Source organism: Streptomyces sp. NPDC047022 (assembly GCF_040644155.1).
Classification (GTDB): Bacteria; Actinomycetota; Actinomycetes; order Streptomycetales; family Streptomycetaceae; genus Streptomyces.
On the sequence record NZ_JBEYVV010000033.1, the window covers coordinates 53183 to 64252 of the forward strand.

An 11070-nucleotide genomic window follows, 5' to 3' on the forward strand; every position below is an offset into this window, starting at 1 on the left:
GGCCCGGAGGGAATGCCCTCCGGGCCTTTCGCGTTCCGGGGTGGCAGAAAGTTCAACGGTCAACTAAAGTGGGACCATAAGGAGGTACCGAAATGCCCGCAGTGACTGTCGAGAACCCGCTGACCCTGCCTCGTGTGATCGCCCCCGCCGACGCGGTGGCCCGTCCTGTCCTCGGGGTGACCACCGCGCCCAGCGGCTTCGAAGGCGAGGGCTTCCCGGTTCGCCGAGCGTTCGCCGGGATCCACTACCGCCACCTCGACCCGTTCATCATGATGGACCAGATGGGAGAGGTGGAGTACGCGCCGGGCGAGCCGAAGGGCACGCCCTGGCACCCCCACCGCGGCTTCGAGACCGTGACCTACATCATCGACGGGATCTTCGACCACCAGGACTCCCAGGGTGGTGGCGGCACCATCACCAACGGCGACACCCAGTGGATGACCGCCGGCTCGGGCCTCCTGCACATCGAGGCGCCGCCGGAGTCGCTCGTCGTGTCCGGCGGCCTGTTCCACGGCATCCAGCTGTGGGTCAACCTGCCCGCCAAGGACAAGATGATGGCCCCGCGCTACCAGGACATCCGCGGCGGCCAGGTCCAGCTGCTGACGACCGCCGACGGCGGCGCGCTGCTGCGCGTCATCGCGGGTGAGCTCGACGGCCACCAGGGTCCCGGTGTCACCCACACCCCGATCACCCTGATCCACGCCACCGTGGCGCCGGGCGCGGAGGTCACTCTGCCCTGGCGTGAGGACTTCAACGGCCTCGCCTATGTGCTGGCCGGCCGCGGCAGCGTGGGCGCGGAGCGGCGCCCGGTCCACCTCGGCCAGACCGCCGTGTTCGGAGCGGGTTCCTCGATCACCGTCCGCGCGGACGAGCGGCAGGACTCCCACACGCCGGACCTCGAGGTCCTGCTGCTGGGCGGACAGCCGATCCGCGAGCCGATGGCGCACTACGGGCCGTTCGTGATGAACACCCGCGAGGAGCTCCAGCAGGCTTTCGAGGACTTCCAGAAGGGGCGCCTCGGCACGATCCCGGCGGTGCACGGAATGACGGAGAAGGGCCCCCAGGGCTCCTGACTCCGCGCCGCTCGGGCGGGCCGTCCCTACCGGACGGCCCGCCGTCGGCGTTCGGCCGGAAAAGGACTCCTGGCCGATCTGTTTCGGTCAAATCCCTCGTGGGCCCGGCATGTCCCGGAATCGAGGGGTCGAGGCAAGTCCACAGCGGGCGGACAGACTTGCGGTGCGCCCGCGGAAGCGTATTCGCGCCAGGCGCGCCTTGCCCCTCGAGCTCCCGCCTGCCTACGGTGGGCCCCGCTCCCCTTCAAGTGGACTAGACCAATCTGCTGCGAAGGGGTGCGCCAGAACGGCTGGAAACGGGGGGTTTTGATGGCCGACGCGACAGCGATGAAACGAGCATGTCCGGCACTCGTACTGGCCGCCGCCATCGCCCTGTCCGGATGCAGCGCGCTGTCTTCGGACCCGGGCGGCCCACCGACCATCAGCGCATCACCGGCTTCCGCCGACAGCAGCCTGGCGGCGGAGTACCGCCGCACCGGCGGCCGTCCCGATGTGTCCGGGATCAAGCACGCGAAGAACAGCAAGGGCGTGCTGGAGCTGACGGTGTGGACCCGCAGGCGGGACGGCTACGCGGACTTCGACGCGTTCGCCAGGACGCTGGAGTCCTTCCTCGCGGGGAAAGGCGTCGACCTCGCCCACGGCTATGTGCTGGACGTGTACGCGCTGGACGGGACCAGGGTGCACAAGTACGACACCACCCCGGAGCACAACCCCTGACCCCTGACACCCGTAATGGCCGCCCCGACCGGGCCTGACGCCACGTAACCCGGGCGGGCTGTCCGCGCAGGACAGTCCGTCTGCGGCGTGTTCGCCTGGGAAGGTGCAGCTCCTCCCCGAATCAGTACGCCGGCTCGCCGCCTGGTGCGTCGTCGCGCTGCTGGTCTCCGGGGTCGGCTGGGTCGTGATCAGCCTGTGCGGGGAGTTTCGTACGGCGGTCGTGCCCGTGCTGCTCGCCCTGCTCGGCACCGCGCTGCTGGGGCCGCTGTACCGGCAGCTCGTCCAGGTAGGCGTCCCCCGCTCGCCGGCCGCCGTGGTCACCTGTGTGGCCGTCGTGGCGGTGGTGGGCGGGGCGGTGTACATCGTGGTCACCGCCCTCATGGACACCGGCGACCAGATCGTCGCCTCGCTGAGGCACGCGGCCCAGTCCGTCGCCCGGCACTTCGGGGCGGCCGGGACCTCGCTCGACGACGTGCTCTCCCACTCCAGGGAACTGCTCACCAAGTTCGGCGGAACCGCCGCCTCCAATGTCATCAGCGGGGTCAGCGTCGTCGGTGAGACCATCGCCATGGCCGTACTCGCCCTGCTGCTGGTCTTCTTCTTCCTGCGAGACTCCCACCGGGTCACGGACCTGCTGCGCTCGCTCGCGCCGGGCGCCAGCGGCGACACCGTCGAGGCCGTGGCGCGACGCGCCTTCGAGGCGGTCGAGGGGTTCATGCGCGGGACCACGCTCATCGCGCTCATCGACGCGGTCTGCATCACCGTGGGCCTGCTGATCCTCCGCGTCCCGGGCGCCGTCGGGCTGGGCGCGCTCGTGTTCGTCGGCGCGTACATCCCCTACCTCGGGGCCTTCCTGTCCGGCGCCCTCGCGATCCTGGTCGCCCTCGCGGACCGGGGGTTCGTCATCGCCCTGTGGGCCCTCGGGGTCGTCGTCGCCGTACAGGCCCTCGAGGGGCATGTGCTGCAGCCCGTGATCCAGAGCCGGACGGTACGGATGCACCCGGCGGCGGTACTGCTCGCGCTCACCGCTGGGGCGTCGGTCGCCGGGATCCTGGGGATGCTGCTGGCGGTCCCGCTGACGGCGGCGGCGTTCGGCGTCGCCCATGAGCTGCGCGGACGGCTGGCGGAAGGGGAGGCGGGGGCGGGGAACGCGGGAACGGGGCCGGAACCGGGAGAACCGCCGGAGGTGTGACGGCCCGGCCGCGTACGGCCCCCTTGTGCCCCCGAGCCGTACCGCCCCGGAACGGCCGCCCGCTCCTCACCCGGCCGGCCGGTCCGAACCGTCCTTCGCGGGTTCCTCGTTCAGCTCGAACCAGAGCGTCTTGCCCTCGCCCCGCGGATCCACCCCCCAGGCGTCGGCCAGGAGCGCCACGAGGAGCAGGCCGCGGCCCGAGGAGGCCAGCTCGCCGGGATGGCGGCGGTGCGGGAGTTCGTCACCGGCGTCGGTGACCTCCACGCGCAGCCGGCGTCCGAGCCGGCCGTCCGGCCGGTCCCGGTCGCCGGAGACCTCGGCGACGAGGAGCGCGTCCGCGTCGGTGTGCACGAGGACGTTGGTGAGCACCTCGGACACCAGCAGAACCGCCGAGTCGACCTGGTCCTCGCACGACCAGTCGTGGAGCAGCTCGCGCACCTGCTGCCGGGCGCCCGCGATCCGCTGGGGCTCGGCCTGCGCGACCGTCAGCATCGTGCGGCGCACGGTCCGCCGGGCGCCGGTGTCCGGTTCGCATCCGCATCCCTCGCCGATCCTGCACAGCAGTACGAACGCGATGTCGTCCTCCCGCCGGTCGGTCAGCGGCCCCGTGGCGTGGTGCGACGAGGGCCCGTGCACCGCCTGCACCAGGGAGTCGGCCAGCTCCTCCGGATGCCCGTCGTGCGCCTGAAGGACCCGCCGGATGCGCCGCCAGCCGGTCTCCAGGTCGTGCCCGCCGGTCTCGATCAGCCCGTCCGTACAGATCAGCATGATCTCGCCGCGCCCCAGGACGACCCTCGTGGTCGGATAGTCCGCGTCCGGGTCGATGCCGAGCGGCAGCCCGCCCGCGGTCGGGCGCGTCAGCACCGTCCCGTCGGCCAGCCTGATCGCGGGGTGGGGGTGACCGGCCCGGGCGAACTCCAGCGTCCCGGTCGCCGGGTCCACCTCGACGTACAGGCAGGTCGCGAAGCGCGGGTCGGCGCCGTCATCCGCACGGCCCTCGGCGCACGTCAACCCGTTCAGGAAGCGCGAGGCCCGCGCGAGGACGGCGTCCGGGGGGTGCCCCTCGGACGCGTACGCGCGCAGCGCTATCCGCAGCTGTCCCATCAGCCCGGCGGCGCGCACGTCATGTCCCTGCACATCGCCTATGGCGAGCGCGAACCGGCCTCCCCCGGAGCCCGTCCGTGAGGTGCTCCGGGGCAGCTGGATCATGTCGTACCAGTCGCCGCCCACCTGGAGTCCGCCGCCGGTCGGTATGTAGCGCGCGGCCACCGTCATGCCGGGTATCTCCGGACCGAGCGTGGGCAGCATAGAGCGCTGCAGTCCGTCCGTCAGCTCCCGCTCCGTCTCGGCGGTGCCCGCGCGGGAGAGGGCCTGGGCCAGCATGCGGGCGACCGTGGTGAGCACCGAGCGCTCGTCGGGCGTGAAGGCGACCGGGTACCTGAACCCCGCCATCCACGCGCCCATCGTGCGACCCGCCACGGAGAGCGGCAGAAACGCCCACGAACGGCGGCCGAAGCGTGCGGCGAGCGGCCAGGAGACGGGGTAGCGGTTCCGGTACTCGTCGGGCGAGGACAGATAGACGGCCCGCCCGGTGCGCACCACCTCGGCGGCCGGATAGTCCGTCTCCAGTGACATCTGGGTGAAGGGTCCCTCGTCCCCGGGCCGGTGCCCGTGGTGGCCCACGACGGTCAGCCGGTCCCCCTCGGCGCCGAAGACCGCGAGCCCGTCCGGGGAGAAGCCGGGCATCGACAGCCCGGCCGCGACCCTCAGCACCTCCTGTGTGGACCGCGCCTCGGCCAGCGCGCGCCCGGCGTCCAGCAGAAACGCCTCCCGCGAGCGGCGCCGGTCGCCGGTGACGGGGGAGCGCGCGGGGCTCGGGCACGGGTCGCTGACCTCCTGAAGGGTGCCGACCAGTTCGTACGTGCCCGAGCGCGCGTTCAGCGTCGTCGGTCTGGAGCGGCTGCGCACGATGCGCAGGACGCGCCCGCGCGCGTCCATGATCCGCATACGGACCTCGGCGATGGTGCCCTCGACCAGGGCGAGCTGCACGATCCCGTCGACCTCGTTCCAGTCGGCCGGGTGGAAGCGGGCGCGGATGCCCGCCACCGTCAGCGTCGTCGGCGACGCGGGCAGTCCGACCAGCCGGGCGGCCTCGGCGTCCAGGGTGACCAGCCCCGCGGCGGCGTCGTAGCGCCATATCCCGGTCGCGAGGGCGGCCAGGACGTTCCCTACGGCGGGCAGCGGCTCACCACTGCGCATTTTCCCACTGTAAGAAGATGTGATCGCACGATGCCACTGAACGGTGTGCACGCCCCGGGGTAATGAGGGGGAGGTGATCTCGGGGCGGCCGGTACGCTGGGTAGGTCCGGGCCGTGCCCGCCCGGAGGCGCCGGGGCGAGCGATCCCGGAAAGACCCCGATCCACGAAGACTGGATGAACGACGATGCATCGGTACAGGTCCCACACCTGCGGCGAGCTCCGCGCCTCTGACGTCGGCGGCGACGTCCGGCTGAGCGGCTGGCTGCACAATCGGCGCGACCTGGGCGGCATCCTGTTCATCGATCTGCGCGACCATTACGGCATCACGCAGCTCGTGGCCCGCCCCGGCACGCCCTCCTACGAGGCGCTCGACAAGCTCTCCAAGGAGACGGTCGTCCGCGCCGACGGCAAGGTCGTCTCCCGCGGTACGGACAACGTGAACCCGGACCTGCCGACCGGTGAGATCGAGATCGAGGTCGGCGAGGTGGAGGTGCTCGGCGAGGCCGCACCGCTCCCCTTCACGATCAACACCGAGGACGGGGTCAACGAGGAGCGGCGCCTGGAGTACCGCTTCCTGGACCTGCGCCGCGAGCGCATGCACCGCAACATCATGCTGCGCAGCGCCGTGATCTCCTCCATCCGCCACAAGATGGCCGCGATGGGCTTCAACGAGATGGCGACGCCGATCCTCAGCGCCACCTCTCCGGAGGGCGCCCGTGACTTCGTCGTCCCCTCCCGTCTGCACCCGGGCAAGTTCTACGCCCTGCCGCAGGCCCCGCAGCAGTTCAAGCAGCTGCTGATGATCTCCGGCTTCGACCGCTACTTCCAGATCGCGCCCTGCTTCCGCGACGAGGACGCCCGCGCGGACCGCTCGCCGGGCGAGTTCTACCAGCTCGACGTCGAGATGAGCTTCGTCGAGCAGGAGGATGTCTTCCAGCCGATCGAGAAGCTCATGACGGAGATCTTCGAGGAGTTCGGCGGGGGCCGCCATGTCACCTCCCCATTCCCGCGGATCCCGTTCCGCGAGGCGATGCTGAAGTACGGCTCCGACAAGCCGGACCTGCGCGCCAAGCTGGAGCTGGTGGACATCACCGATGTCTTCGAGGGCTCGGAGTTCAACGCGTTCGCGGGCAAGCACGTCCGCGCGCTGCCGGTCCCGGACGTCTCGGGCCAGCCCCGGAAGTTCTTCGACCAGCTCGGCGAGTACGCCGTCTCGCTGGGCGCTCAGGGCCTGGCCTGGGTGCGGGTCACCGAGGACGGCTCGCTGACCGGCCCGATCGCGAAGTTCCTGACCGAGGACAACGTCGCCGAGCTGACGAAGCGGCTCCAGCTGGCCGCCGGTCACGCGGTGTTCTTCGGCGCGGGCGAGTTCGACGAGGTCTCGAAGATCATGGGCGCGGTCCGCGTCGAGGCCGCCAAGCGCGCCGGGCACTTCGAGGAGGGCGTCTTCCGCTTCTGCTGGATCGTCGACTTCCCGATGTACGAGAAGGACGAGGAGACCGGCGCGATCGACTTCTCGCACAACCCCTTCTCCATGCCGCAGGGCGGCCTCGAGGCCCTGGAGACCCAGAACCCGCTGGACATCCTGGGCTGGCAGTACGACATCGTCTGCAACGGCGTCGAGCTCTCCTCCGGCGCCATCCGGAACCACGAGCCCGAGATCATGCTCAAGGCGTTCGAGATCGCGGGCTACGACCGTGAGACCGTCGAGGAGAAGTTCGCGGGCATGCTCCGTGCCTTCCGCTTCGGCGCCCCGCCGCACGGCGGCATCGCGCCCGGCGTCGACCGCATCGTCATGCTGCTGGCCGACGAGCCCAACATCCGCGAGACCATCTCTTTCCCGCTCAACGGCAACGCGCTGGACCTGATGATGGGCGCCCCGACGGAACTGGACGAGGCGCGCCTGCGCGAGCTGCACCTGTCCATCCGCAAGCCGCAGGCCAAGTAGCGGCCGGCGGGCCGGGGCCCGCTCAGCGCTCACCGAAGGGGGGCGTGAAGCCGACGGACCGACGTCGGCTTCACGCCCCCCTTCCGCCGTGCCCGGCTGCGCCCTCGGCATCGTGCCGCGCCTGGCTGCGGCGGTCGGCGGCCGGGTTCAGTCCTCGACGTCCGGCTCGATCTCCGTGTCGGGGGACGCACCGTCCTCAAGCAGCCGCTCGGCGATGTCGTCGGACCAGTGCTGCGCCCACGCGCGGAGCGCGGTGATCTCCGGCTCGTCCAGGCCGTATCGCGTGAAGTCCCGCTCGGAGTAGAAGTCCGTGCCGGTCAGGCGGGACTGGAGGGTGGGCAGGTCGAAGGGGTCCAGGGCGTGGCGGCGGCCCAGTTCCTCCAGGTCGGGCAGGGAGAAGCGGTGCGCCGCCGCCCGTGCGTCGATCAGGTCGACGGCCGACCCCCGGTCGTACAGAGCGCGGATCTTCGTGCCGACGGCGTCTTCGAGAGCGAGCGCGGGGCCGTACTCCGTCAGTTCCGGCGGCTGCCAGAAAGCCTCCTTGTGCAGGACGAGTTCGCACGGCTCACCGGTCGGCGGGTCCGTGACCGACAGGTGCGCGGTGAGCGCGGTGACGGCACCGGCCTTCACATGGCGTCCCCGCGCCTCCAGGGCCGAGCCGAGGGTCCCCGCGATCCGCTCCATGGGCGCGGGGCTCTCGGTGGCGAAGTCCACGTTGGAGTGCGGGCGTCGGAGCAGCCCGTGCGCGTGGAGGGCGTAACCGCCGGCGAGGACCAACGCGTACGGGCTGCCTGCTCCGACGACGTCCGAGAGGAGTCGCCGGTGGGGGTCGGTGAGGCTCACTGTGACTCGGATTACTCCTCGAGACCGCCGCTGACGAAACCCACGTTCTTCCTCCATTCGCCGCCGACGGGGCTCCCTGGGGTCGCGTTCAGCTGCGCGGCCGGATGTCCGGCACTACGCCGCCTCGCCGCCGAAGCGCTCCTTGTACGTCTGCAGGTCCTCGTCCGTGAGCTTCGCGAACAGGACCGGCGGGACCGTGAAGGGGGTGCCGGCGGGCACGGAGGTGAGGGACTTCGCCTCGTCGGCCGTGACCCACACCGCCGTGTCGTCCTTCAGCGCGAAGGCGCCGCGCATCGCCGCCGCCGTGCTCGGGATGAGGGGCTCCGAGACCACCGCGTAGAGGTGGATCAGATTCATCGCCGTGCGCAGGGTGAGGGCCGCGCCCTCAGGGTTCGTCTTGATCTCCAGCCAGGGGGCCTTCTCCTCCAGGTAGGAGTTGCCCGCCGACCACAGAGCGCGCAGCGAGGCCGCCGCCTTGCGGAACTGGATGGCCTCCATGTGCTCCTCGTACTCCGCGAGGAGCCGCGCGATCTCCTCACCGAGGCGCGCCTCCGCCTCACCCGGCTCGCCGCCCGCCGGGACGTCGTCGCCGAAGCGCTTGCGGGAGAAGGAGAGGACCCGGTTGACGAAATTGCCGAGGGTGTCGGCGAGGTCCTTGTTCACCGTGGCGGTGAAGTGCTCCCAGGTGAACGACGAGTCGTCGGACTCGGGGGCGTTGGCGATCAGGAAGTAGCGCCAGTAGTCGGCGGGGAGGACCTCCAGCGCCTGGTCGGTGAAGACGCCGCGCTTCTGCGAGGTGGAGAACTTGCCGCCGTAGTACGTCAGCCAGTTGAACGCCTTGACGAAGTCGACCTTCTTCCACGGCTCGCGCACGCCCAGCTCCGTGGCCGGGAACATCACCGTGTGGAAGGGGACGTTGTCCTTCGCCATGAACTCGGTGTAGCGGACGTCCGTGTCGACCTCGTACCACCAGGACTTCCAGTCGCCCCCCGTGGCGTCCGCCCACTCCTTCGTCGCACCGATGTACTCGATCGGGGCGTCGAACCAGACGTAGAAGACCTTGCCCTCGGCCGCCAGCTCCGGCCAGGTGTCGGCCGGGACCGGGACACCCCAGTCCAGGTCGCGGGTGATCGCACGGTCGTGCAGCCCCTCGGTCAGCCACTTGCGGGCGATGGAGGAGGCGAGCTGCGGCCAGTCCTTCTCATGGCGGGCGACCCACTCCTCGACCTCGTGCTGGAGCTTCGACTGCAGCAGGAAGAGGTGCTTGGTCTCGCGGACCTCCAGGTCGGTGGAGCCGGAGATCGCGGAGCGCGGGTCGATCAGGTCGGTGGGGTCGAGGACGCGCGTGCAGTTCTCGCACTGGTCGCCGCGGGCCTTGTCGTAGCCGCAGTGGGGGCAGGTGCCCTCGACATAGCGGTCCGGCAGGAAGCGGCCGTCGGTGGGCGAGTAGACCTGGCGGATCGCCCGCTCCTCGATGAAGCCGTTCTCGTTGAGGCGGCGGGCGAAGTGCTGGGTGATCTCGACGTTCTCGGAGCTGGAGCTGCGGCCGAAGTAGTCGAAGGCGAGGTGGAAGCCGTCGTACACAGCCTTCTGCGCGTGGTGCGCCTGGGCGCAGAACTCGGCCACCGGGAGTCCCAGCTCCTTGGCCGCGAGTTCGGCCGGCGTGCCGTGCTCGTCCGTCGCGCAGATGTACAGGACGTCGTGGCCGCGCTGGCGGAGGTACCGGGAGTACACGTCCGCCGGGAGCATGGACCCCACCATGTTGCCCAGGTGCTTGATCCCGTTGATGTACGGAAGGGCGCTGGTGATGAGGTGTCGAGCCATCGCGGGCTGCTCCCAAGTCGCTACGTCAGGTGACGATACGTCCGTTTTCGGGTCGTCTGCATCGTCTACGAACCTTGAAATCGTAGCCGACATGGGCGGGCCGCCCGCTTCCCGTTCTGAAGGGTGGGAAGCGGGCGGCCCGGGGTGGTGCCTTCGGGAGCCGGATGGATCACGGGCGCCAGGAGGCCAGTACGCCCTCGTAGACCTCGGCGTCCGTCAGCTCGCGCGGGGTCTCGCCCGCCAGGAAGGCCGACGTGTTGTCCGTCTTCAGCTTGCGGATGTAGTCGAAGGCCTTGTTCTCCGGGTCGCCGAAGGCGACGAAGGAGAAGAAGACGGCGGGGTGCCCGGCCGCGGCGTCCGTGAGCGACTGGGTGGCCGGGGTCTTGGCGTCCGGGGCGCCGTCCGTCTGGAAGACCACCAGGGCGGGGAGGGCCGGGTCGGCCGACTTCTCGTGGTGGGCGGTCACGGCTTCCACGGCCGCGTGGTAGCTCGTGCGGCCCATGCGGCCGAGCCCCGCGTGCAGGTCGTCGATCTTGTTCTCGTGCTCGGTGAGGGTCAGTTCGCCCGTGCCGTCGAGCTCGGTGGAGAAGAAGACGACGTGGACCGTGGCCTCGGGGTCCAGATGGGCGGCGAGGGCCAGGGCCTGCTCGCCGAGGGCCTGCGCCGAACCGTCCTTGTAGTACGGGCGCATGGAGGCCGAGCGGTCCAGGACGAGGTAGACCTTGGCGCGGGTGCCGGTGAGGCCGTGCTTGTCGAGGACGGTGGCCGCGGCTTCGTAGGCGGAGGCGAGGCCGGGGGCGAGCGTCTTGACGCCGGAAAGGGTGAGGGGGGCGGCGGCCGGGGCTGCCTCGGGCTCGGTTTCGGCTTCGGGCTCGGGTTCCGGGGTGGTTTCGGGCTCGGGGGCGGCCTCGGGCTCGGGGGCCGTCTCGGCTTCCGGCTCGGGCGCGGCTTCGGTTTCCGGCTCGGGTGCGGATTCGGGCTCCGGCTCGGCTTCCGGGGTCACCTCGGCGGCGGGTTCCGGGGTCGGCTCGGGTTCGGGCTCGGCGGTCACCTCGGCCGCGGGCTCGGGCTCGGCGGTGGCCTCGGGCTCCGGCTCGGCGGCGGCTTCCGGGGTGGTTTCGGGCTCGGGGGCCGTCTCGGCTTCCGGCTCGGGCGCGGCTTCGGTTTCCGGCTCGGGTGCGGATTCGGGCTCCGGCTCGGCTTCCGGGGTCACC

The 11070-nt window shown here is 71.0% G+C and carries 8 protein-coding genes; 4 read left to right on the forward strand and 4 right to left on the reverse strand.

The window, feature by feature from the left end; all coding sequences use genetic code 11:
* Window positions 1-92: 92 nt before the first annotated feature.
* The 3 genes from ABZ845_RS26500 to ABZ845_RS26510 all read left to right on the forward strand — a co-directional run bounded on the left by ABZ845_RS26500 (window position 93) and on the right by ABZ845_RS26510 (window position 2982).
* The gene (locus tag ABZ845_RS26500; RefSeq protein ID WP_360983999.1) at window positions 93-1073 is read left to right on the forward strand and encodes a pirin family protein; all 981 of its coding nucleotides are present in this window, start codon (window positions 93-95) and stop codon (window positions 1071-1073) included.
* Window positions 1074-1400: 327 nt separating this feature from the next.
* Window positions 1401-1790: a hypothetical protein gene (locus ABZ845_RS26505; RefSeq protein WP_360984002.1), complete on the forward strand. Its 390-nt coding sequence runs from the start codon at window positions 1401-1403 to the stop codon at window positions 1788-1790.
* 103 nt (window positions 1791-1893) lie between these two features.
* Window positions 1894-2982: an AI-2E family transporter gene (locus tag ABZ845_RS26510; RefSeq protein WP_360984005.1), complete on the forward strand. Its 1089-nt coding sequence runs from the start codon at window positions 1894-1896 to the stop codon at window positions 2980-2982.
* 66 nt (window positions 2983-3048) lie between these two features.
* On the opposite strand, the gene ABZ845_RS26515 is transcribed toward ABZ845_RS26510, so the two are convergent.
* Entirely contained in the window at window positions 3049-5241 is a 2193-nt protein-coding gene (locus ABZ845_RS26515; RefSeq protein ID WP_360984008.1) for a SpoIIE family protein phosphatase, read from the reverse strand.
* A gap of 184 nt (window positions 5242-5425) precedes the next feature.
* Between ABZ845_RS26515 and aspS the strand changes: the two genes are divergently transcribed.
* Window positions 5426-7189 carry an aspartate--tRNA ligase gene (gene aspS / locus ABZ845_RS26520; protein ID WP_360984011.1) on the forward strand — a complete coding sequence of 588 codons (1764 nt, stop codon included), beginning with the start codon at window positions 5426-5428 and terminating at the stop codon, window positions 7187-7189.
* 147 nt (window positions 7190-7336) lie between these two features.
* On the opposite strand, the gene ABZ845_RS26525 is transcribed toward aspS, so the two are convergent.
* The 3 genes from ABZ845_RS26525 to ABZ845_RS26535 all read right to left on the reverse strand — a co-directional run.
* A complete protein-coding gene (locus tag ABZ845_RS26525; RefSeq protein ID WP_360984014.1) occupies window positions 7337-8032 on the reverse strand; it encodes a hypothetical protein in 696 nt (231 codons plus the stop codon).
* Window positions 8033-8146: 114 nt separating this feature from the next.
* Complete coding sequence (gene metG, locus ABZ845_RS26530; RefSeq protein WP_360984017.1) at window positions 8147-9856, reverse strand: methionine--tRNA ligase; 1710 nt, start codon at window positions 9854-9856, stop codon at window positions 8147-8149.
* 169 nt (window positions 9857-10025) lie between these two features.
* Window positions 10026-11070, reverse strand: a 1045-nt coding sequence (locus tag ABZ845_RS26535; protein WP_360984020.1) for a VWA domain-containing protein, incomplete at its 5' end; no start/stop codon positions are given.